The organism is Streptomyces sp. NPDC014733 (genome assembly GCF_043083385.1).
Classification (GTDB): Bacteria; Actinomycetota; Actinomycetes; order Streptomycetales; family Streptomycetaceae; genus Streptomyces.
In genome coordinates, this window is record NZ_JBIBYO010000002.1 from 261,495 (window position 1) to 282,971 (window position 21,477).

The 21,477-nt window shown below is 72.6% G+C and carries 17 protein-coding genes; 13 read left to right on the plus strand and 4 right to left on the minus strand.

Annotation, left to right across the window (positions count from 1 at the left end; all coding sequences use genetic code 11):
- From ACF1BH_RS05955 to ACF1BH_RS05965, 3 genes are read left to right on the plus strand one after another with little or no spacing between them, the layout of a single operon-like run.
- A complete protein-coding gene (locus tag ACF1BH_RS05955; protein ID WP_391641179.1) occupies positions 1-927 on the plus strand; it encodes an ABC transporter permease in 927 nt (308 codons plus the stop codon).
- The gene (locus ACF1BH_RS05960) at positions 924-3,002 is read left to right on the plus strand and encodes a dipeptide ABC transporter ATP-binding protein (RefSeq protein WP_391641180.1); all 2,079 of its coding nucleotides are present in this window, start codon (positions 924-926) and stop codon (positions 3,000-3,002) included. The genes ACF1BH_RS05955 and ACF1BH_RS05960 overlap by 4 nt, the downstream gene beginning before the upstream one ends.
- Positions 3,003-3,046: 44 nt before the next feature.
- Positions 3,047-4,714, plus strand: coding sequence for an ABC transporter family substrate-binding protein (locus ACF1BH_RS05965; protein ID WP_391641181.1), 1,668 nt, complete (start codon positions 3,047-3,049; stop codon positions 4,712-4,714).
- Between the two features lie 155 nt (positions 4,715-4,869).
- Here the strand turns inward: ACF1BH_RS05965 and ACF1BH_RS05970 are convergent, their stop codons facing one another.
- Positions 4,870-5,961, minus strand: coding sequence for a HoxN/HupN/NixA family nickel/cobalt transporter (locus ACF1BH_RS05970; RefSeq protein WP_391641605.1), 1,092 nt, complete (start codon positions 5,959-5,961; stop codon positions 4,870-4,872).
- A gap of 471 nt (positions 5,962-6,432) precedes the next feature.
- Here ACF1BH_RS05970 and ACF1BH_RS05975 point away from each other — a divergent pair, with 471 nt between their 5' ends.
- The 8 genes from ACF1BH_RS05975 (at position 6,433) to ACF1BH_RS06010 (ending at position 16,041) form a co-directional block, all read left to right on the plus strand.
- The gene (locus ACF1BH_RS05975) at positions 6,433-6,822 is read left to right on the plus strand and encodes a cell division protein SepF (protein WP_391641182.1); all 390 of its coding nucleotides are present in this window, start codon (positions 6,433-6,435) and stop codon (positions 6,820-6,822) included.
- A gap of 64 nt (positions 6,823-6,886) precedes the next feature.
- Positions 6,887-8,236: an AAA family ATPase gene (locus ACF1BH_RS05980; RefSeq protein WP_391641183.1), complete on the plus strand. Its 1,350-nt coding sequence runs from the start codon at positions 6,887-6,889 to the stop codon at positions 8,234-8,236.
- Positions 8,233-8,628, plus strand: a complete 396-nt coding sequence (locus tag ACF1BH_RS05985) for a nucleotide pyrophosphohydrolase (protein ID WP_391641184.1) — start codon at positions 8,233-8,235, stop codon at positions 8,626-8,628. The genes ACF1BH_RS05980 and ACF1BH_RS05985 overlap by 4 nt, the downstream gene beginning before the upstream one ends.
- A gap of 492 nt (positions 8,629-9,120) precedes the next feature.
- Complete coding sequence (locus tag ACF1BH_RS05990) at positions 9,121-9,576, plus strand: DUF6099 family protein (RefSeq protein ID WP_391641606.1); 456 nt, start codon at positions 9,121-9,123, stop codon at positions 9,574-9,576.
- A 311-nt stretch (positions 9,577-9,887) separates the two neighbouring features.
- Entirely contained in the window at positions 9,888-10,811 is a 924-nt protein-coding gene (locus tag ACF1BH_RS05995; RefSeq protein ID WP_391641185.1) for an LLM class F420-dependent oxidoreductase, read from the plus strand.
- A gap of 979 nt (positions 10,812-11,790) precedes the next feature.
- Positions 11,791-13,026 carry an arginine deiminase gene (locus ACF1BH_RS06000; RefSeq protein ID WP_391641186.1) on the plus strand — a complete coding sequence of 412 codons (1,236 nt, stop codon included), beginning with the start codon at positions 11,791-11,793 and terminating at the stop codon, positions 13,024-13,026.
- 282 nt (positions 13,027-13,308) lie between these two features.
- Positions 13,309-14,313, plus strand: coding sequence for an ornithine carbamoyltransferase (argF, locus tag ACF1BH_RS06005; protein WP_391641187.1), 1,005 nt, complete (start codon positions 13,309-13,311; stop codon positions 14,311-14,313).
- Positions 14,314-14,511: 198 nt separating this feature from the next.
- On the plus strand, positions 14,512-16,041 hold the full coding sequence (locus ACF1BH_RS06010; RefSeq protein ID WP_391641188.1) for an amino acid permease: 1,530 nt from the start codon (positions 14,512-14,514) through the stop codon (positions 16,039-16,041).
- Positions 16,042-16,087: 46 nt separating this feature from the next.
- On the opposite strand, the gene ACF1BH_RS06015 is transcribed toward ACF1BH_RS06010, so the two are convergent.
- Together ACF1BH_RS06015 and ACF1BH_RS06020 are read right to left on the minus strand one after the other, a co-directional pair.
- Positions 16,088-16,684 carry a ScbR family autoregulator-binding transcription factor gene (locus ACF1BH_RS06015; RefSeq protein ID WP_391641189.1) on the minus strand — a complete coding sequence of 199 codons (597 nt, stop codon included), beginning with the start codon at positions 16,682-16,684 and terminating at the stop codon, positions 16,088-16,090.
- Between the two features lie 597 nt (positions 16,685-17,281).
- Complete coding sequence (locus tag ACF1BH_RS06020; protein WP_391641190.1) at positions 17,282-17,881, minus strand: TetR family transcriptional regulator; 600 nt, start codon at positions 17,879-17,881, stop codon at positions 17,282-17,284.
- 476 nt (positions 17,882-18,357) lie between these two features.
- Between ACF1BH_RS06020 and ACF1BH_RS06025 the strand changes: the two genes are divergently transcribed.
- Both ACF1BH_RS06025 and ACF1BH_RS06030 read left to right on the plus strand, forming a co-directional pair.
- Complete coding sequence (locus ACF1BH_RS06025; RefSeq protein WP_391641191.1) at positions 18,358-19,095, plus strand: HAD family hydrolase; 738 nt, start codon at positions 18,358-18,360, stop codon at positions 19,093-19,095.
- A gap of 779 nt (positions 19,096-19,874) precedes the next feature.
- Complete coding sequence (locus ACF1BH_RS06030) at positions 19,875-20,684, plus strand: VOC family protein (RefSeq protein WP_391641192.1); 810 nt, start codon at positions 19,875-19,877, stop codon at positions 20,682-20,684.
- A 27-nt stretch (positions 20,685-20,711) separates the two neighbouring features.
- On the opposite strand, the gene ACF1BH_RS06035 is transcribed toward ACF1BH_RS06030, so the two are convergent.
- Positions 20,712-21,476, minus strand: coding sequence for an HpcH/HpaI aldolase/citrate lyase family protein (locus tag ACF1BH_RS06035; protein WP_391641193.1), 765 nt, complete (start codon positions 21,474-21,476; stop codon positions 20,712-20,714).
- Position 21,477 lies beyond the last annotated feature (1 nt).

Sequence of the window (21,477 nt, forward strand, 5' to 3'; positions counted from 1 at the left end):
ATGGCCACCGCCACGGAAACCCGCGCCGCCACCGGCACCGGCGCCCCGGCCCCCGCACCGCCCGCACACCGCCTCGGCCGCCTCTACCTGCGACGCTTCCTGCGCAACCGGCTCGCCGTCGCCGGCGTCGTGATCTTCGCCCTGCTGGTGCTGTTCAGCGCGTGCGGCGGCCTGCTCACCCCGTACACCTACGCCGACACCGACTTCGCCGCGCTCACCCAACCGCCGGGCGCCGTCCACTGGTTCGGCACCAACCAGGGCGGCAACGACGTCTACGCCTCCGCCGTGCACGGCCTCCAGCGGTCCCTGGTGATCGCTGTCAGCGTCTCCGTGCTGACCGTCGTCGTCGCCGCGGTCATCGGCTCCGGCGCCGCGTACTTCGGCGGCCGGATCGAGCGGGTGACGCTCGCCGTCATCCACTTCCTGCTGGTCGTCCCGTCCTTCCTCATCCTCGCGCTGGTCTCCCACCGGCTCGCCGGTGACTGGCGGGTGCTCATCGTCGTGCTGACGGTCTTCGGCTGGATGTCCACCGCCCGCGTCATCTGGTCCGTCTCGACCTCGCTGCGCGAGCGGGACTACGTGAAGGCCGCGGAATTCATGGGGGTCGGCGCGGTACGCATCATCCGGCGGCATCTGATCCCCAACCTCGGTTCGCTGCTGATCGTCAATCTGACGCTCGGCGTCGTGGCGACCGTCCTGAGCGAAACCGCCCTCTCCTTCCTCGGGTTCGGCGTCCAGACCCCGGACGTCTCCCTCGGCACGATGCTCGCCGACGGCGCGGGCACCGTCACGAGCGCCCCCTGGCTCTTCGCCTTCCCCGCGGGGCTGGTCGTCCTGCTCACCGTCTCGATGACCCTCATCGGCGACGGACTGCGCGACGCCCTCGACCCCGCCTCCGTGACCGGCGCCGCTGGAGGCCGACGATGACCCGTACGACGACCCTGACCCGCCCGGCGCCGCAGCCCACCACCACCCCCGTGCTCTCCGTACGGGACCTGCGGATCTCCTTCCCCTCCGAGGCCGGGACCGTCGAGGCGGTCCGCGGCGTCTCCTTCGATCTGCTGCCGGGCCGCACCCTCGGCGTCGTCGGCGAATCCGGCTCCGGCAAATCGACCACCGCGATGGGCGTCATGGGCCTGCTGCCGCCCACCGCCGAGGTCACCGGACAGGTCCTGCTGAAAGGCCGTGACCTGGTCGGACTCGGTGACAAGGCGCTCTCCGCGGTCCGCGGCGCCGAACTCGGCACGGTCTTCCAGGACCCGCTGTCCGCGCTCACCCCGATCTTCTCCGTCGGCCGGCAGCTCTCCGACGCGCTCCGCGTCCACCAGAGCCTGACGAAACGGGCCGCCTGGGACCGCGCCGTCGAACTCCTCGACCTCGTCGGCATCCCCGACCCGCGCGAGCGCGCCCGCTCCTTCCCGCACGAGTTCTCCGGCGGGATGCGCCAACGCGTCGTCATCGCCCTGGCCATCGCCAACCGCCCCTCCGTCCTCATCGCCGACGAACCCACCACCGCCCTCGACGTCACCGTCCAGGCGCAGATCCTCGACGTGCTGCGGGTGGCCCAGCGGGAGACCGGCGCAGGTCTCGTCCTGATCACCCACGACCTCGGCGTCGTCGCGGGTCACGCCGATGACGTCGCCGTGATGTACGCGGGCCGCATCGTGGAGCGGGCCGGCGTCCGGGAGCTCTTCGACCGGCCGGCGATGCCGTACACCGCCGGGCTGCTCGCCGCCGTCCCCACCGTGGACAGCGGGGAGCGCCGCCCGCTGATCCCGATCGGCGGCGAGCCGCCCGCCCTCGTCGGCCCGCCGCCCGGCTGCGCCTTCGCGAGCCGTTGCCGCATCGCCGTCGACGCCTGCCGCACCACCGACCCCGCACTGCGCGACGTCCCCGGCCACGGGCAGGCCGCCTGCCTGCGCGCCGGTGAGGTGGCCGACGGGATGCCGGCCCCCGCCGGGCCCGCCCCGGACGGCGCACCCGGCCCCGCGGCGGGCCCCGCCGCGCCCGGTGAGGTGGTGCTCCGCGTCGAGGACCTGGTCAAGACGTTCCCCGTCACCAAGGGTGCCGTCCTCAGGCGCCGGGTCGGCACGGTGCACGCCGTCAACCGGGTCAGCTTCGAGCTGCGCGCCGGGGAGACCCTGGGCCTGGTCGGCGAGTCCGGCAGCGGCAAGACCACCACCCTCCTGGAGATCCTGCGGCTGAAGCGGCCCGAGGGCGGCCGCATCGAGATCGCCGGGACCGATGTCGCGAGCGCCGGGGCGGGCGTGCGGGAGCTGCGGCGGGACGTCCAGATCGTCCTCCAGGACCCGCTGGGCGCCCTCGACCCGCGGCTGCCGGTCCACCATCTGCTCGCCGAACCCCTCCAGGCCATCGGCGCCGACCGGGCCACGATCCGCACCCGCGTCCCCGAACTGCTGCGCCTGGTCGGCCTGGACGAGGCGGTGAGCGACCGCTTCCCGGCCGCGCTCTCCGGCGGCCAGCGCCAACGCATCGGCATCGCCCGGGCATTGGCCACCGAACCGAAGCTGCTCGTCCTCGACGAACCGCTCTCCGCCCTCGACGTCTCCGTACAGGCCGGAGTGATCAACCTGCTGGCGCGGCTGCGGCGGGAACTCTCCCTCGCCACCCTCGTCGTCGCCCACGACCTGGGTGTGGTCCGCTACCTCTCCGACCGCGTCGCCGTGATGTACCTCGGCCATCTCGTCGAGACCGGCCCCACCGAAGCGCTCTTCGCCAACCCCCGGCACCCGTACACCCGGGCGCTGCTCTCCGCGATCCCGGTGCCCGACCCGGAGCGCGAACGCACCCGCGAGCGGCTGGTCCTGGAGGGCGAGCAGTCCGGCGCCGGCCGGCTGCCCGCGGGCTGTGTCTTCGTGGACCGCTGCCCGCTGTACCGCCACGCCGGTGAGGAGCTGCGCCGCCGCTGCCGCACCGAACGCCCGGCCCCGGCCGAGGTGGACGGCGCCCCCGGCCACCGCTCCGCCTGCCACGCCGTCTGACCCCGCACCCCCGCCCCCCCGGAACACGAAGGAACCCTGCCGTCATGCGCGCAAGACTGGTCCTGCCCCTCGCCCTCGTCGCCGCCGTCTCCGTCGCCGCCACCGCCTGCCAGGCGCCCGCCGCGAAGGACACCGCCGACGGCCCCCGGACCGCGTCGGCCGCCGTCGACTACAACCCGCAGCCCTACGACAAGATCAAGGACGGCGGCACCTACACCACCGCCGGCACCTTCGACGACCAGGGCAACCCGTTCCACGTCAACGCCACGCTGACCGCCGCCCGCGTCTGGAGCTGGTACAACGCCGACGCGATCACGTACTCACCCGCGGGCGAGGTCCGCTACAACCCCGACTACTACAGCGACGTCGAGGTCACCGTCGACGGCGGGAACCAGAAGGTCGTCCTCACGCTCAACCCGAAGGCCGTCTTCAACGACGGCACCCCCATCGACTGGCGGACGATCGAGGCCACCTGGAAGGCAAACAACGGCTCCGGCAAGGAGTTCGCCGCCGCCTCCACGGACGGCTACGACCGGATCACCGCGGTCGAGCGTGGCAAGGACGCCAAACAGGCCGTCATCCGCTTCCGGGGCGTCAACCCCGCCTGGCCCGCCCTCTTCAGCACCTTCCTGCACCCGAAGGCCGCCACCCCCGGGAACTTCAACAAGGCGTACGTGAAGAAGGCCCACCCGGAGTGGGGCGCCGGCCCGTACACCGTCGGCAGCTGGGACACCCACTCCGGCGACATCACCTTCGTCCGCAACCCGAAGTGGTGGGGGAAGAAGGGCAAGCTCGACAAGCGCGTCTACGTCAACCTGGAGTCGACGGCCGCGGTCAACGCCTTCAAGAACGGCCAGCTCGACTACGTCTCCGCCGTCGACGCGGAGAGCCTCAAGCAGCTCAAGGGCCTGACCGGCACGGAGATCCGCAGCGGCGGCAGCCCCTTCGAGTACTCCCTGAACGTCAACACCAGGTCCCCGATCCTCGCCGACGAGGCCGTCCGCAAGGCCGTCATCGAATCCGTCGACCGCCCGCAGATCGCCCGCATCCAGTTCCAGGGCCTCGACTACAAGGAGCCACTGCCCGGCTCGGCCGTCCTCTACAGCTTCCAGAAGGGGTACGAGGACAACGTCGCGGCCGTCCTGAAGCACGCGCCCGGCCAGGCGGCCAAGACCCTGGACGCCGCGGGCTGGAAGCCGGGCCCGGACGGTATCCGCGTCAAGAACGGCAGGAAGCTGGAGATCGGCTACACCCTCCTCGGCGACGACCCGCTGGGCAAGGCCACCGCGGGCGCCCTCGCCGCGATGCTGAAGCCCGCCGGCATCCATCTCGTGATCAAGAAGGGCGACGACGCGGACTTCGCGAAGATCCTCAACGAGCGCCGCTTCGACCTGATCCTCTCCGGCAACCGCTCCATGGACCCGTTCGGCGCCCGCTACCTCTGCGACTTCTACTGCGCGGACCGCGACTCCAACCTCACCGGCGCCGGCACCCCCGCCCTCGACAAGGAGATCCGCGCCACCGCCGGCATCGCCGACCTCGGCAAGCAGGCCACGGCGGTCAACAAGGTCGAGCGGAAGGCGCTGGCGCAGTACGCGTTCCTGCCGCTGTTCAGCGGCCCGTCGACGTACGGCGTCAAGAAGGGGCTCGCCAACGTCGGCGCGACGATTTTCCACAGCCCGCTGCCGGAGACGGTCGGCTGGCAGAAGTGACGCCGTTGCCTCGCCGCGCGGACCGGGCGTCCCGCCCCGGCCCGGCCGCGCGCCTCCGGCCGTCCGCCGGGGCCCGGCCACGGCACGGCGGGCGGGCGGTTCCGGCGGGCCGGTGGCGGTTCCCCAGGAAGCGGAGGTGAATCCGGCGGCAGCCCTCAGTCCGACGAGCTGAGCGCGCCCTCCCGGACGGCCCCGGAGCGCAGACCGGCGGTCCACTTCTCCTCGATGCGGCCGAACTTCCAGACGGCGAGCGCGACCACCCAGGTGGCGAAGAAGAGGCCCACGATGACGAAGCCGACGAGGTTGAGGTCGAGCCCGGCGATCCAGTCCCAGAAGAAGCCGTGCAGATCGAGCTTCTCTGCGAGCAGGCCGAGCAGTTCGACGGTGCCGATGAGCAGCGCGACGGCGACGGAGAGCCCGGTGATGGTGAGGTTGTAGTAGACCTTGCGGACCGGCTTGGAGAACGCCCAGCCGTAGGCGAAGTTCATGAACGAACCGTCGATGGTGTCCAGCAGCGACATCCCCGCCGCGAACAGCACCGGCAGGCAGAGGATGGCGTACCAGGGCAGCCCGGAGGCGGCGCCGGACCCGGCGAGCACCAGCAGCGCGATCTCGGTCGCGGTGTCGAAGCCGAGACCGAAGAGCAGACCCAGCGGGTACATCTGCCAGGGCTTGGTGATCGACTTCATGACGCGGCCGAGGAGGCGGTTCATGAACCCGCGGTTGTTGAGCTGCTCCTCCAGCGCGTCCTCGTCGAACGACCCGGCCCGCATCCGCCGGAAGACCCGCCAGATGCCGACGAGGATGACGAGGTTGACCGTGGCGATGACGTAGAGGAAGACACCGGAGACGGTGGTGCCGATCAGCCCGGTGATGTCGTGCAGCCGGGAACTGTCGTCCCGCACCGGCCCGGCGAGCGTCTTCACACCGAGGGAGAGCAGGAAGGCCAGCGCGAAGACGACGCTGGAGTGCCCCAGTGAGAACCAGAAGCCGACCGACAGCGGACGCTTCCCCTCGCCCATGAGCTTGCGGGTGGTGTTGTCGATGGCGGCGATGTGGTCGGCGTCGAAGGCGTGACGCATGCCCAGGGTGTACGCGGTGACCCCGATGCCGATCCCGAAGGTCTTGGTGCCCAGGCTGTAGTGTTCCGGCGCCACGATGGCGACCAGCGTGAACCACCCGATGACGTGCAGGGCGACGATGAACGAGGCCATGCCCGCCATCCGGCCCCACTCGGCGCGGGTCATCGAGCGGGCGATGCGCTGACGGCGGGTGAGCGCGGTGCCGGCCGCGGAGGGGGACGGGGAGGTGGGCATGGACACTGCTTTCTTCCGTAGGGCGTACCTCTCCACATTCCTGCGGGTCAGTTTTACTTGCAACCAATGTGCAGTAAAGCTTCGGGGCGGCCCCCTCCGGCGAAAGCCGCCGCCGAACGGCGGTGATCGCCAACGGATTTCCGTGCCCCGCCGCCCTTTTCGGGCGCGAACGCGCACGGTGGGCCGTCCGGAATGGTCGCCGCGCGCGGGGATGAACGGGCACACACAATCCCGACGCGGGAAACCGCCCGGGCTGTCGGTTCCGGCCGGGGTGGATGGTGCAGGATGGGCCGCGGATGTGGTGCGATGTGTACCGCACCCGGCGGTGTTTGTATGTTTATCCCTGGAATTGGTCGAAGTGGATATTGCGTCAGGCAGTGCCCCCACGAATGAGGTGAAGCGGTGAACGGCCCCGATGCCACCGATGAGCAGTGGGAGGGTCTGGCCGAGGTCGTCCCGCTGCGTAGCGGGAGTGAATGGCCTTCCTGGCCGGATCACCGTGCGCTCCCCGATGACGATCCGACCGAGGAGAGCCGCCGTTTCGTCGTGATCCGGGTGCAGACTTTCGCGGACGCCCGCGAGGTCGCCGAGTACCTGATGGCGCAGATCCCCGTACTGCTGGACCTCAGCAGCGCCGATGCGGATGTCGCCAAGCGCATCCTGGATTTCTCCAGCGGCGTCGTCTTCGGGCTGGCCAGCGGAATGCACCGCGTCGACACCAATGTCTTCCTGCTCGCGCCTCCGGGAACGGAGGTCGCGGAACCGGCTGTCGGCGGCGTCCCTCATTCGTAGGAAGAGCCGACGATGTAACGGTTCTCCGACGGGTGCCCCATGGGACCCTGCATAGCTTCGAGCTATGCATAGCGACAGCGCGCGTCCCGCGCTCACCGAGTTACGTCTCTCCGCCTTCCGCAACCACCGCGGCGTCAGCCTCCCGCTGAGCCCCGTCACCCTGCTCACCGGCCCGAGCGGCAGCGGCAAGACCGGGGCGCTCCAGGCGTACGGCATCCTCGCCCGGCTCGGCGCCGGGGAACGGCTCGCCGATGCGCTGGCGTCCGTACCCGGCGGCGCCCCGGCGTGCGTACCGGCCGACGCGCGCCCCGACGAACAGGGCCGCCGGGGGTTCCGCATCGGCTGCACCGTCGACGGTCCGGCTGGGCCGGTCCACCTCGATCTGGCCGTCCAGACCGAGCCCGACCTGCGGATCGCCGGGGAACGGCTGACCGGCGGCGGCGCCACCCTTCTCACCACCGCCCTGACGGACCCGGCCCGCCGCGCCGTACAGGCCGCCTGGCACACCGCGGGTGCGGCGCCCGTCACTCGCGCACCGCTGCCCGACGACCGTCTCGGCACCCCGCTGCTACCGCTCCGCGTCGCGGGCAAGACCGCAGGTCAGCGCCTGGTGCTGGCCGCCGCGGAACAGGTTGTGGTGGCGCTCAGGTCGGTGTTCCGGTGCGATCCGCGGCCGGAGGCGATCCGCGGCGAACGGCGGGCCACCGGGTGCGCCGACGCCGACCGGCCCGGGGGAGCGGCGGACGTCCGGACACCCCGGGGGCGCCGTACCGCCGTCCGGCCGGGCACCGCGAAGCGGACGGAGGCCCGGCCGGCCAAGGGCGAGGCGGTGGACGAGGCGCGGCTGCGGTCCTCCTGCGACAACCTGGCGGCGGTTCTGCAGCGGATGGCCGACGAGCGCGCGCAGCGCCGTACCGGCCTGCTGACGGCGGTGCGGGCCGCCTGGCCGGAGCCGGTCGAGGGGGTGCGCGCCGTGCCCCGGCAGCCGGACCGGCGGACGGCGGCCGACGGGCGGAGCGGTGCCGCGCCGGCGCCGGGCCCGGTGGCGCTCCGGGACGAGCCGGCCGGACCGACGGCCCTCCAGGCCGTACTCGACCGGGGGCGCCTGGGGCAGATGCCCCTGGACTGTCTCGGTGACGGCGAATTGCGCTACCTGGGCCTTGCGGTGGTGCTGCTCACCGGGCCCCGGACGCTGGCGATGGACCCGGTGGCGGAGATCCCGGAGGCCCGCCAGCAGCTGACGGTGGTCGCGGACGGCGCGGACCGCTGCATGGACGCCCGGCAGGCCGCCGAACTGATGGCGCTGGCCGCGCGGATGGCGGACCGCGGCCGGGTGCGGCTCCTGGGGACGGTGCGGGATCCGGCGGCCGCCGACGGACTGCCCGGGGTGCGGGTGCTACACCTGGGGGCATGAGTGAAGATCTCCACACCCTCCAGCGGCGACTGGCCGCCTTCGCCGCCGCCCGGGACTGGCAGCAGTACCACAACCCGAAGAACCTGGCGGCGGCGCTCAGCGTCGAGGCCGCCGAACTGGTCGAGATCTTCCAGTGGCTGACCCCTGAGCAGTCGGCCGCGGTGATGTCCGAACCGTCCTCCGCGCGCCGGGTGGAGGACGAGGTCGCGGACGTCCTCGCCTATCTGCTGCAGTTCTGCGAGGCCCTGGGGATCGACGCCCTGACGGCCCTGGCGGCGAAGATCGAACGCAACGAATCCCGCTTCCCCGCGGTACGCGACGCGCGGCCGGACCGCGACCGCACGGCGGACGGGGCGCCGGACGGGCCCGGCGGGGCGGATTCCGCCTCCTGAGCTTCGGCCGGCGGTTCCCCGCCGTTCCCCGAGAGGGCCCGCCGACCGGGCAGGAACGGGGAGCGGGCCGGGCGGCGCCCCGGTTGCGGTGCGGGCGGCGGCCCTGCTCGGGGCCGGCCGCCCGCACCGCCGGGGGAGGTGGCCGATTCGGGCACCCATACGGGGCGCTTTCGGGCGTTTCCCCGGCCCCGGCCGTCGCCTCCCGTGCGCACCGCGCTGCCTGCCGTGGCGGAACGGAACGCCGTGCCGCCCGGGTCCGAGGGGGCGACGGTGCTCCGACGGTGCGCCGGAGCGCGAGGGGGAGACCGTGACGGAAGTGAACGGAGGGGCTCGGGCGCGCCGTTGGTCACTCTCCGGAGTTATCGATCTCTCCACACCGCCTTGGTTGTCCACAGATTTGCGAATTCCCCTGGCGTTTTTGGGTGTTCACCCTCACTCTGGGTAGTGAAAGAGTGTGAGGTGAGACAGATGACGACGGAGGGAGGAACGCGCATGGACGCGGTGCGGATCATCGCGGCCAATCGGCGCGGTCTGGCAGAGGCGAGCACGGTGCGCGAAGTGGTCGTCGAGGCATGGCAGGCACAAGCCCTGGCCGAGGCGGTCGGGAGCCATCTCGCCATCTTCGGTCCGTACGAAGCGCGGTCCAGGGCACGGGGTTTGGGCGATGCGGGCGGGCGGTTCAGCGGGGGACTGCTGTGCCCGGTGACGGGAGCGGGCGGCCTGCGGGCGGCCCGGCTGACCGAAGTGAAGGACGCCAGAGCCGCGTTGACGGGCCTGAGCGGACTGCTGCGGGAGGTCTGCGAGGTGCTGGTGGGCATCGTGTGCACGGCGGACGAGGAGGGCATGTACTGGACCTGCGTCGAGGTGATGGACTCCGCGGACGAATCGCGTGACCGGATAGCCGGAATACTCGAAAAGCTGGAGGTACGCGACCACGATCTCGCCTGAGGCACGGCGCGCGGACCGGCCGGCTCCCCCGGCCCTTCGCGGCCCTGACGCCGGCGGCTGTCCGTACCGGCCTTCCGGGGGCCGATGCCCTCAGCCGTTCGCCCCGGCCCTGCCCAGGGCCGATCTCGCAGGCTCCCTCCCGGTGGCGCCGGACCCGCGCTCCCCGATGTGCCCCGCCTCCCGCAGGCCCGTGCCCCGGGGAACGCCCCTGTGGCCTCGCCGATGGCTCCTTCCGTTCACCGGACGCTTCGATCCGGGGCACGCGGTCCGCGGCGACGGTTCCACGGGGGATCAGCGTGCAGGATGGAGGCATGGATCTGCGTATTTTCACGGAGCCTCAGCAGGGGGCTTCCTACGACACCCTTCTCACCGTCGCCAAGGCCACCGAAGACCTCGGCTTCGACGCCTTCTTCCGCTCCGACCACTACCTCGCGATGGGCAACTCCGACGGTCTGCCCGGCCCGACGGACGCCTGGATCACCCTGGCCGGTCTCGCCCGTGAGACGCGGCGCATCCGCCTCGGCACCCTGATGACCGCCGGCACCTTCCGGCTGCCCGGCGTGCTGGCGATCCAGGTCGCCCAGGTCGACCAGATGTCCGGCGGCCGCGTCGAACTGGGCCTGGGAGCAGGCTGGTTCGAGGAGGAGCACAAGGCGTACGGCATCCCCTTCCCCAAGGAGAAGTTCGCCAGGCTGGAGGAGCAGCTCGCGATCGTCACCGGCCTGTGGGGCACCGCGCCGGGCGAGGAGTTCTCCTACGACGGCACGCACTACCAGCTGACCAAGTCGCCCGCGCTGCCCAAGCCCGCCCAGCACAAGGTCCCGGTGCTGATCGGCGGCCACGGGGCGACGCGCACACCGCGGCTCGCCGCGCAGTACGCCGACGAGTTCAACATCCCGTTCGCCTCCCTCCAGGACAGTGAGCGCCAGTTCGGCCGGGTGCGGGCGGCGGCGGAGGCGGCCGGACGCAAGGGCGACGACCTGGTGTACTCCAACGCCCTCGTCGCCTGCGTCGGCAAGGACGACGCCGAGGTGGCGCGCCGTGCGGCGGCCATCGGGCGGGAGGCGGACGAGCTGAAGGCCAACGGCCTGGCCGGTTCGCCCGCCGAGGTCGTCGACAAGATCGGGCGGTACGCCGAGATCGGCGCTTCCCGCGTCTATCTCCAGATCCTGGATCTGGACGACCTCGACCACCTGGAACTGATCTCCGCCCAGGTGCAGTCGCAGCTCGGCTGAGCCCGCGGGCGCGGCGCCGGGCCGTGATCCGGTGCGCGGCGACCGCGAGGCGGCGAGGGCCGTCGGCCCGGTGGAGGACCACCGGGCCGACGGCCCTCGCGCTGTCTCGGTGCGTTCCGGACCGGGTCTCGGGGGCCCAGCCTCCGGGAACGGCCGGTCGCCCGGGAAACGGGTCCGGTGAGCGGGCTCCGGCGCGGCCGTGCGCCGTGCGCCGGGCGACGGTGCGGAGCGCGGGCAGCGGGGCCGTAGGGGCGTTTCAGCGAGGCCGCCCATATGGCGCTTTGCCGTAATCGTCGTCAACCTGACGCCTCTCCGGGCGGGTTTTCCCGGCGCGCGAGGCGCCATGTTGACGGCGGTTCGACGGCGGGCGGCGGTGCGCCGACGGGCTCGACCGCCGTACCGGAATCCCGCCGGGCGGCCCGGCGAAGCCCGGCGGGGACGTTCCGGAACCCGCGCGGGAGCGGCGTCGGCAGGAAACCCGAGGCGAACGGAACCGGCCACGGGGGAGCCCGCGGGCAGCCCCGCGAACGGGGTGGCCCGGGCGGCCGTACGGGCCTGGGCGATGCCTCGCGCCGCCCGTCCGCGGCCGCCGCGCGAGCCGGAGCCGCGGCCCTTTCGGGGCGGCTTCCGCGCGGCGTTCGCGGCGTCGCCACTGAAAAGATCCCCGGCTCCGCGGCGCCTCACCGGCACACCGATCGGGCGGGCACGGGCGCCGGGGCGCGGGGCCGAGGCCGGTCGGCGGCGCGGGGTGTAGGGGCAGGCCACCGCCCGCCGTGCACGCGGTGCACGGCGCGGGGAGTGGAGCGAGGCGCGGGCACCCGGCGCGTGGAGGCTCCGGTGCGCCCCCTGCGGGACGTCCGGCCGCGCCCCGCCCCCGGATCGGGGAACACCCCGACGCGCCCCCGAGCCGTACCCCCACTTCTCCCCCGAATCGCGCCCGCCGCGTTCCCCGCGGGGCGGAAGCGGCCAAGATGGAGAGATGGGATTCCAAGTCGATTCCGAGGCCGGGCGGCTGCGCCGCGTCATCCTGCACCGTCCCGATCTGGAGCTGAAGCGGCTGACGCCGACCAACAAGGACGCGCTCCTCTTCGACGACGTGCTGTGGGTGCGCCGGGCGCGGGCGGAGCACGACGGATTCGCCGATGTGCTGCGGGACCGCGGGGTGGCGGTGCATCTCTTCGGCGATCTGCTGGCCGAGACGCTCGCCCTGCCCGCCGCGCGCGAGCTGGTCCTGGACCGCGTCTTCGACGAGAAGGAGTACGGCCCGCTCGCCACCGATCATCTGCGGGCCGCGTTCGATGCGCTGCCGGTCGAGGAGCTGGTCGAGGCGCTGGTCGGCGGCATGACGAAGCGGGAGTTCCTGGAGCGGCACCCGGAGCCCACCTCCGTCCGCTTCCATGTGATGGAGCTGGACGACTTCCTGCTGGGCCCGCTGCCCAACCACCTCTTCACCCGCGACACCTCCGCCTGGGTCTACGACGGGGTCTCGGTCAACGCCATGCGCTGGCCGGCCCGGCAGCGCGAGACGGTGCACTACGAGGCGATCTACGCCCACCATCCGCTCTTCCGCGACGAGGGCTTCCGCGTCTGGTCGCAGGGCCAGGCGGACTACCCCTCCACCATCGAGGGCGGCGACGTCCTGGTGCTCGGCAACGGCGCGGTGCTCATCGGGATGAGCGAGCGGACCACGCCGCAGGCCGTCGAGATGCTGGCCAGAGGGTTGTTCGCCGCGGGATCGGCCCGCACCATCGTGGCGCTGGACATGCCCAAGAGCCGCGCCTTCATGCACCTCGACACGGTCATGACCATGATCGACGGCGATACCTTCACGCAGTACGCGGGGCTCGGCATGCTCCGCTCGTACACCATCGAGCCGGGCGGCGGCGAGGGCGACCTCAAGGTCACCGACCATCCCCCGGAGCACATGCACCGCGCGATGGCGGCGGCACTCGGGCTGAGCGACATCCGGGTGCTCACCGCCACCCAGGACGTCCACGCCGCCGAGCGGGAGCAGTGGGACGACGGCTGCAACGTCCTCGCGGTGGAGCCGGGCGTGGTGGTCGCCTACGAGAGAAACGTCACGACCAACACCTTCCTGCGCAAGCGTGGCATCGAGGTCATCACCATCCCGGGCAGCGAACTGGGCCGTGGCCGGGGCGGTCCGCGCTGTATGAGCTGTCCGGTGGAGCGCGACGCCATACCGGGCACGGCCTGAGGCGGTCCGGACGAGGGGCGCCGCCCGGCCACCACGGGGCGGCGTCCGAGGGGGCTCCGGCGTATCCGATCGGGCCCCGTCCGTGTCCCCGGCCCCGGTTCCGGCCGTGTCCCGGACCGCTCCCGGCTCGTGCACAGTGGTCCGGGCGAGGCGTCGTACGGCGCGCCGGGGCGGCTTCGGCATCCCACCTCTGAATAGTGATACGGCGTCTCGTATACACTTCCAGGGTTCGTTGTCCGAAACACACCCCTCGTGCCCCGATGCCGTGAACCAGGAGTCACCATGGCGATAGATCTCACCGGCCGCCACTTCCTCAAGGAGCTGGACTTCACCGCCGAGGAATTCCGCGGACTGGTCGACCTGGCGGCCGAGCTGAAGGCCGCCAAGCGTGCCGGGACCGAGACCCAGCGGCTGCGCGGCCGCAACATCGCCCTCATCTTCGAGAAGACCTCGACCCGCACCCGCTGCGCCTTCGAGGTCGCCGCCGCCGATCAGGGGGGCTCGACCACCTACCTCGATCCCTCCGCGTCGCAGATGGGCCACAAGGAATCCGTCCGCGACACCGCGCGCGTGCTCGGCCGGATGTTCGACGGCATCGAGTTCCGGGGCAGCGCACAGGCGGACGTCGAGGAACTGGCCGCGCACGCCGGGGTCCCGGTCTTCAACGGCCTGACCGACGACTGGCACCCCACCCAGATGCTCGCCGACATCCTCACCGTCGTCGAGCACGGCGGCGGCCGCCCGCTGAGCGACACCGCCTTCGCCTACCTCGGCGACGCCCGCTACAACATGGGCAACTCCTACCTCGTCACCGGCGCCCTGCTCGGCATGGACATCCGGATCGTGGCCCCGCGGCTGCTCTGGCCGTCCGACGCGGTCGTCGCGCAGGCCCACGCCCTCGCCGCGGCCAGCGGCGCCCGCATCACGCTCACCGAGGACGTGGCCGAGGGGGTGCGCGGCGCCGACTTCGTGACCACCGACGTCTGGGTCTCCATGGGCGAGCCCAAGGAGGTCTGGGACGAGCGGATCGCACTGCTCGCCCCGTACGCCGTGACCATGGACGTGCTGCAGGCCACCGGCAAGCCGGACGTGAAGTTCCTGCACTGCCTGCCCGCCTTCCACGACCTGGGCACGGCGATCGGCCGGGAGATCCACGCCCGCCACGGTCTGACCTCGCTGGAGGTCACCGACGAGGTCTTCGAATCCCCGCACTCCGTCGTCTTCGACGAGGCGGAGAACCGCATGCACACCATCAAGGCCGTCCTCGTCGCCACCCTCGGCCGCTGACGACCGCCGCCCGCGGGGTGCGCCCGGCGCACCCCGCACCGCATACCCATACGCACAAATGGGCGATCATGCAGTCATAGCGGTTACCATCGACCGCGCTCACGGGATTCCGGCCCACCGGCCGCCCCCCGTTTCCGCCCGCCGGACTCGACCAGCACCGGCAGCGCGCCCCGCACCACCAGAGATGAGAACCACCCCATGCGCCCGTCCGCATCCCCCCGCCCGTCCCAGGCGCGGCGCGCACCGCTCGCCGCCCGCCCCGGACTGCGCATCAAGTCCCCCGATGCGCTCCTCGCCGAATCGGGTACGGACCTCGACGGCAACGGCCTCACCCGCAGCATGGGGCTCTTCCAGGTGGTCTGCTTCGGCATCGGCGCCATCGTCGGCACCGGCATCTTCGTCGGCCTCTCCGACACGGTCGCCCACGCCGGCCCCGCGGTGCTCATCTCCTTTGTGCTCGCCGCGCTGACCTGCGTCTTCACCGCCTTCTCCTTCGCCGAGCTGGGCGGCGCGATACCGGTGTCCGGCAGCTCGTACTCCTACGCGTACGCCACCCTCGGCGAGCGGACCGCGTTCCTCGTCGGCTGGTGTCTGCTGCTGGAGTACGGCGTCTCGGTGTCGGCGGTCGCGGTCGGCTGGGGGCAGTACCTCAACGAACTGCTCGGCAGCCTCACCGGCTGGCAGCTGCCCGCCGCACTGGCCAGTCCGCCCGGTGACGGCGGCATCGTCAACATCCCGGCGGTCGTCGTCATGCTGCTCGCCGCGACGCTCCTGGTGCGGGGCATCCGGGAGAGCGCCCGCGCCACCGCCGCCATGGCCGTCCTGAAGATCGTGGTGCTGCTGCTCTTCTGCGGCATCGCCCTCTCCGCCTTCCGCGACGGCAACCTCACCCCGTTCGCGCCCGAGGGCGTCGCCGGCATCACCTCCGGCGCCTCCGTCGCGTTCTTCTCGTACATCGGCTTCGACGCGATCACCACGGCGGGTGAGGAGGTCAAGAACCCGCGGCGGAACATCCCGCTTGCGATCATGATCTGCATCGGCGTGGTCACCGTGCTGTACTGCCTGGTCGCCCTCAGCGCCATCGGCGCGCTCTCCGCCGGGGACGTCGCCGACAAGCCCGCCGCGCTCTCGCTGATCGTCAACCACGTCACGCACTCCGCCGTCGGCGGCGGGGTGATCGCCTTCGGTGCGGTCGTCGCCATCGCCTCCGTGGTCCTGGCGGTCATGTACGGCCAGACCCGCATCCTGATGTCGATGTCGCGTGATGGCTTGATCCCGAGGGTCTTCGCCCGGATCTCGCCCCGCACCGCCACGCCGGTCGCCAACACCTGGATCGTCGCGGTCGTCTTCGCCGTCCCCGCGGCCGTCGTCCCGCTGGACGTGGTGATGAACCTGACCACCATCGGCACCCTGGCGATCATGGCGGTGGTGAACGTCAGCGTGATGGTGCTGCGCCGCACCCGCCCCGGTCTCGCCCGCTGCTTCCGGGTCCCGCTCTTCCCGCTCAGCCCGCTCCTGGGCATCGCGTTCAGCCTCTATCTGATCTACGGCACAGGCCGCGCGACCTGGCTGGAGTTCGGCGGATTTCTCGTCGTCGGCGCGATCGTCTACGCGTGCTACGGACGGCGCCACTCCCGCCTGGGGGGTGCCGGGGAGACGGCGCCGGACGCGGAGGGCGCACCGTCCGCCGAGGAGGCGCACCGCTCGGAGCCCGCGCCCCTGAGCTGACCCGCGGGGGCCGGGGCCGCCCCGCGGGCGGTTGCCGGTTCCCGGCTCAGACCGCGGCGCGCGCCTCGCTGCCGCGCGGCTCCAGGTGGCTCAGCGCGCCCGCCGTCGCGAGCCCCGGCAGGGTGTGCTTCCACAACGTGGTGACCCGGTCCGGCAGATCGGTGCGGTCGCTCGCCGCCAGTGAGAACAGCTGCACACCGAAGTACGACGAGACGAAGAACTCCGCCGCCCCCTCGGGCGAGACCCCCGGCAGCAGCTCGCCGTTCTCCTTGGCGTCCGAGAACATCTTCACGATGATGTCGATCCATGCCTGGTACGGCACCAGCGGTTCCTCGCTGAACGTCGTCTCCAGCGCGATACGGGTACCGGCCTGGAGCAGCGGGTCGTCCCGCAGCGCCACCGCCACCTGATGCGTGAAGTCGATCGCGTCCTGGAGCCGGGAGTCGCTGACCTTCTGGTCGAAGTGCTGGGTCTGCTCCATGATCACCGCACGGGCCAGCGCGTGCTTGGAGGAGAAGTGGAAGTACAGCGCGCCCTTGGTGACACCGGCCCGCTGGATGATCTCCGCCATCGTCGCGGCCTCGTACCCGCGGACGCCCATCACCTGCGCCGCCGCCTCAAGGACCGCACGCCGTGTGCGCACTGCGCGTTCCTGCTTGACCACCGATCGCCCTCCGTATGCTCTCGTGGAGTTGTTGTGCCCGAGTGCGCCCGTCGCACGTGGCGGGGGTCTCGTTCCGCATCATAAGGATCCAACCGCTCGGTACGGTCCGGGAATCGGCGCCGTTCCGTGCGTCACGGAGCGCAATCGTCGCACCGGGCGCCCCTCGCCGTTCCCCCTCGCCCGCCTCGCCGTTCACCGCGGCGCCCGATGCTCCGCCCCGTGCGCCGGCCCGCCCGTCGAGGAGCGCTTCCTCGTCGCCGAGGCGTCGGCTCGCACCCCCGGGACCTGCGCAATTACTGGCGCGTAGACGGGAGAAGGGCGTCGCGGCGGAGAGGCGACCCGACCGGCGGGCCGTGGACCGGCGGTGTCGCCGTGCCGCCCGGGCGAGGCGGTGGAGGGTGCGTACGCCGGTGGGCCGGACGCCGATCCGGACGACGGGTTGACGCACGGTGAAAATGTCCAACACCCCGGGGGGTTGGCGGAAATGCATCGCCACCCGGTGCCTGACGGGGCCGACGCCTCGTACGGGACGGGCCGGTCAGGGGGCGCCGCCCGGGGTGCGGGGCGCCAGGTGGCTCAGCCGGCGGCGGGGGCCGGGACGGCCACGGGGGCGTTCGGGAGGAGCGTCCAGACGTCGGCCAGCGCCGCCTCCGCCCACCAGGAGGGGTCTTCGTAGCCGAGGTGCAGCAGGCCCACCACGACCGACGTCAACAGCTGTGCGGTGCGGCGCGGTTCGATTTCCGATCGCGAAGCGCCACCGGCGCCGCCGGTCATCGCCTTGTCGAGGAAGAGCGCGTACCAGCGCCGCTCCAGGGAGGTGATCTCCAGCCCCGGCGCGGTCTCCGGGCGCAGGCGGAGCCCCGCGCGCAGCACCGGGTCGCTCTCCACCCGCAGGAACAGCTCCGCGGCGAAGTCCTGTACGGCGGTGCCGATCGGCTGCGGGGAGCGGATCAGCCCTTCCTCGATCCGCCGCAGGGTGCTCAGCGCCGTGTCGTGCACCGCGAGGGTCAGATCGTCCTTGGAGGTGAAGTGGAAGTAGAGCGCGCCCTTGCTCAGCCGGGCCCGCCGGCTGATCTCGACCATCCCGGCCGCGGCCACCCCTTTCTCCAGGAAGGTCTCGGCGGCCGAGCGGATGAGCGCCTGGCGGCTCTGGATGGCGCGATGCTGCGTGGGCACGGTGTCCGTCCCGTCTCTAGTACGGCTGCGAGCTGGCAGGACAGTCTACTGAGAAAACCAACCATGCGGTTCTGTATGAGGATCCGGAATGGCCGGTATGGGGTGTGCGGCGTCGCATATCGTTCCCCCGACCGGCCGCGGGAAAATGGTTGAAGAGCCCACGATTTCCGTGTGGGGCCTGGGATCACGCGGGCGAGGGCCTTCTGGGACGGGAGTGCATTGACAAACAGCGCAGACGGTTTTTAAATCTGCGAAGGCGGTAAACGGGATCCTCCTCTTCCGTGGTGACCGCCACGGCGGTGGCGCACCGCACCGGGACAGCGGTGTGCCACGGAGGACCCTCCCCAGCCGTCGCCCGTCGTCGACCGCGGGCCACCGGGACCAGCCGGACGGCCACGCTCCCCAGCCAGTGCACCCATCGGAATCCGGAAAGGTCTCCAGCCATGCGCGTATCAGCGGTAGTCGGCGAACGTCCTGTGAGAGGCGTACGGGCCGCCGGAAGCGAGACGATCAAGGCTGCCGTCTTCGATCTGGACGGCACCCTCGCCAATACGCGCCCGGCCATCGCCAAACTCCTCGTCAAGGTGGCCGCGGAGCAGGGCCGTACGGTGACCCCGCGGCAGGCCGCGGCCGCCGTCGGCAAGCCTCCGGGCCAGGCGTTCGGACGGCTGCTGGGCAAGCCCGAGGACGACGCCCAGGTGCTCGCCGCGATCAACCGCTACCGCGAGCAGTTCGCCGTCGATGTCATGTGCCTGGGCCCGCAGTTGCTGTTCCCGGGTGTAACCGCCGGGCTCTCGGCGCTGCGCGCCCACGGTGTGGAGCTGGCCGTCGCGACGTCCAAGTCGACCCGTGGCGCCGAGGCGCTGCTGGACGTCATGGGCATCCGTGAGCTGGTCGGTCCGGTCATCGGCCAGGACATGGTCCGCCGCGGCAAGCCGCACCCGGAGATGGTGCTGCGGGCCGCCGGGCGGCTCGGCGTCGCCGCCTGGGAGAGCGCGTACGTCGGCGACACCGTCGGCGACATGCGGATGGCGGTGACCGCGCGGATGGAGGCGGTCGCCGTCACCTACGGCGCCGGGACGTTCGGGGAGCTGGCGGCGGTCGCCGGTACCCGGATGTGCAGCTCGTTCAAGGATGTGGTGTCGGTGATCGCCGCGGCCCGGCCGCGGCGGATGCCGGCTCCGGCGCTGGCGGCGCAGCGACGCCGCCGGTGACACCGGCGCGGGCGCCGGGTGCGCCCGCGGTACGAACCTGAAGGGCCGTCGGCCCTGACGGGGCAGCGGCGCCGGGGGGCGCCGCTGTCCGGTGCCGGTGCCGGGGGGTGCCGTCATCGAGGGGGAAGGGGCTGCCGCCGGGGGGCGGTGCCCATGGGGGGAACGGGCGTCCGTGGGGACGGGCGCCCGCACCGATGCCCGCCGGGGGGCGGGTGCAGGAGGGGCGTTCCGGGGGGAACCGGATCCCGCGGTCACCGCGGCCTGCCGCAGAGCCGTGCGGCGGGCCGTCGCGCCGTGGTGCCGAACCGGACGCCCACCCGTCCGCCGCCGCGTTCGCCGGCGGCGGGCGGCGACCGCCGTGCGGGCCTCCGGTCAGTCCTCCGTAAGGAGGGGAGAGGGCAGACCGGGGTCCGCCGGGCGGACGGGGACGTCGCGAGGAGCGTGCGGCCGCAGGGGGCGGCACCTGATGCGGCTGCCGACCGGGGCGTGGTGCGCCGCCCCGAGGGGGCCGGATGCCGACGGTCCGGGCCGTTTCCGGGGGAGACGCCCGGGGCGCCGCTCGGGGCCGCGTAGCTCCGGAGCGGCGGGGAGTGACGGAGCCAGGACCACCCGGACGAGTGAGGGCACGCGGTGACGGACCGCGCCTTTCGTGCGCCGTTGCCGCGCCGGGCGGTGCCGTCGGGGCGGGCGTTGGCGGCGCGGGGCGGCGGAGCGCCGGGCGGCGGCTGTCGGTGGTGGGTGTCACGCTGGATCGGGAGTGCCTCGTGAAAGGGACAGTCATGATCACCACCGAATTTCTGCCCGGCTCGCCCTGCTGGCTCGATCTCGGCACCCCGGATCTCCGGAAGTCGACGGCCTTCTACAGCGAGGTCTTCGACTGGACCACCGAGCCGTTCGGCGGCCAGGAGCCCGGCGGGTACACGGTCTGCCGCCGGGACGGGAAGGTGGCGGCGGCGATCGGCCCGGCGGCGGAGGAGGGCGCCCCCGCGGCCTGGACGGTGTACTTCCACACGCCCGACGCCGAGGAGACGGTACGGGCGGTGCGGGAGGCCGGTGGCGAGGTGCGGGTCCCGCCGTCGCCGGTCGGCGGGGACAACGGATGGCACGCCCAGCTCACCGATCCGCAGGGCGGCCGGTTCGCGGTCTGGCAGCCCGGTGCGGCCCCGGGCCTGGAGGTGGCGGACGTCCCCGGCAGCCTGGAGTGGACGGAGCTGTTCACCACCGACACGGCGGCCGCCCGGCAGTTCTACGGCAAGGTCTTCGGCTGGCACACCCAGGAGATCCCGCTGCCCGGTGGCGGCGAGAGCACCTACACCCTGGTGACGCCGCGCGGCGCCGGGCAGGAGCGGATGCAGGGCGGCATCATGCAGCTCCCGGCCCAGGCATTGTCCGGGACCGGCGGCGCGGCCTACTGGCACCCGGTGTTCGGCTCCGCCGACTGCGACGCCACGGTCACCGCCGTCACCGCGCGGGGCGGCGCCGTCCGGATGGGCCCCGAGGACGCCGAGGGAGTCGGCCGTCTCGCGGTCTGCACGGACCCGGAGGGCGCGGAGTTCGTGGTGCTGACACCTGAGGGGAGCCAGGGGTGACGGCGGCGGAGTGACGCCGGGGCGCCGCTACCCCGCCGCCGCGTCCCGGTGGGCCCGCAGCGCCCGGGAGAAGAGGTCGCGGTCCTCGCCCAGGACGAAGGCGGTGACGCCGTCGGCCCGCCACTCCCGGCGGCGTTCCTCGGTGGTGGCCATCGCGCAGAACGGCACGCCGTGCCGGGCGCACGCCGCGCGGAGGGTGCGGACCGCCTCCCGGACCCGCGGATGGCGCACCTGCCAGGGCACGCCGTACGACTGCGACAGGTCGCCCGGTCCGGGCAGTACGAGATCGACGCCGCCGCCGGTGAGGACGGCGTCGATGGCGTCGACCCCCTCGGCGTCCTCGATCAGCGCGATCACCAGGACCGCGGCGTTGGCCGCCGCGAGGTACTCGGGCAGCGGGAGGGCGCCGTAGCCGGGGCCGCGTCCGCCGTTGAGGGAGCGCATGCCCTCGGGGGCGTAGCGGGCGGCGCGAACCGCCGCGTCGATGTCCGCGCGGGTGCGCACATGCGGCACCACGATGCCCATGGCGCCCGCGTCGAGCGCCCGCAGCACCGCGCCCGGATCGCCCTCGGGCACCCGGACGAACGGGGTGAGGCCGCAGGTCTCGGCCGCCCGGATCAGATGCTCCAGCCGCTCCGGGCCGACGAGGGTGTGCTCGGTGTCCAGGATGACGAAGTCGTATCCGGCGTGCCCGATCATCTCCGTCACCGCGGGGTCGGGGACCACCCCGAACAGGCCGTGCACCTCCTCGCCCGCCGCGAGCTTCCGCTTGACCTCGTTGGGGCGCAGCACC

Excerpts from the sequence above, each read along its gene's own strand:
- ACF1BH_RS05995 (WP_391641185.1), top strand. The coding sequence starts at position 9,888 with ATGGATCTGCGTATTTTCACGGAGCCTCAGCAGGGGGCTTCCTACGAC.
- ACF1BH_RS06000 (WP_391641186.1), top strand. The coding sequence starts at position 11,791 with ATGGGATTCCAAGTCGATTCCGAGGCCGGGCGGCTGCGCCGCGTCATC.
- ACF1BH_RS05980 (WP_391641183.1), top strand. The coding sequence starts at position 6,887 with ATGCATAGCGACAGCGCGCGTCCCGCGCTCACCGAGTTACGTCTCTCC.
- ACF1BH_RS05965 (WP_391641181.1), top strand. The coding sequence starts at position 3,047 with ATGCGCGCAAGACTGGTCCTGCCCCTCGCCCTCGTCGCCGCCGTCTCC.
- ACF1BH_RS06030 (WP_391641192.1), top strand. The coding sequence starts at position 19,875 with ATGATCACCACCGAATTTCTGCCCGGCTCGCCCTGCTGGCTCGATCTC.
- ACF1BH_RS05990 (WP_391641606.1), top strand. The coding sequence starts at position 9,121 with ATGGACGCGGTGCGGATCATCGCGGCCAATCGGCGCGGTCTGGCAGAG.
- argF (WP_391641187.1), top strand. The coding sequence starts at position 13,309 with ATGGCGATAGATCTCACCGGCCGCCACTTCCTCAAGGAGCTGGACTTC.
- ACF1BH_RS05970 (WP_391641605.1), bottom strand. The coding sequence starts at position 5,961 with ATGACCCGCGCCGAGTGGGGCCGGATGGCGGGCATGGCCTCGTTCATC.
- ACF1BH_RS05960 (WP_391641180.1), top strand. The coding sequence starts at position 924 with ATGACCCGTACGACGACCCTGACCCGCCCGGCGCCGCAGCCCACCACC.
- ACF1BH_RS06010 (WP_391641188.1), top strand. The coding sequence starts at position 14,512 with ATGCGCCCGTCCGCATCCCCCCGCCCGTCCCAGGCGCGGCGCGCACCG.
- ACF1BH_RS05955 (WP_391641179.1), top strand. The coding sequence starts at position 1 with ATGGCCACCGCCACGGAAACCCGCGCCGCCACCGGCACCGGCGCCCCG.
- ACF1BH_RS05985 (WP_391641184.1), top strand. The coding sequence starts at position 8,233 with ATGAGTGAAGATCTCCACACCCTCCAGCGGCGACTGGCCGCCTTCGCC.